The organism is Brevibacillus sp. SIMBA_040 (assembly GCF_046535075.1).
In the GTDB taxonomy this organism is placed as follows: domain Bacteria; phylum Bacillota; class Bacilli; order Brevibacillales; family Brevibacillaceae; genus Brevibacillus.
The window spans coordinates 1-260 of sequence record NZ_JAWRXI010000258.1 but is presented as its reverse complement, the minus strand read 5'-3'; the positions used below and the strand labels follow the sequence as shown (position 1 = coordinate 260).

General features: G+C 55.8%; 1 tRNA gene. It reads right to left on the bottom strand.

The features are described from left to right. Nucleotides 1–84: 84 nt before the first annotated feature. A tRNA-Cys gene (locus SB752_RS32760) sits at nt 85–158 on the bottom strand. Between the last annotated feature and the right edge of the window lie 102 nt (nt 159–260).

Genomic DNA, 260 nt, shown 5'->3' with positions numbered 1-260 from the left:
CGGTGAAGGGACTTGAACCCCCACGGTTTCCCTCACGATTTTGAGTCGCGCGCGTCTGCCATTCCGCCACACCGGCAAATATTTTGGAGGAGGCACCCGGATTTGAACCGGGGATAAGGGTTTTGCAGACCCGTGCCTTACCACTTGGCTATGCCTCCGTGAAACAATTACTAGTAGTGAATCAATGGAGCGGACGAAGGGTCTCGAACCCTCGACCTTCGCCTTGGCAAGGCGACGCTCTACCAATTGAGCTACGTCCG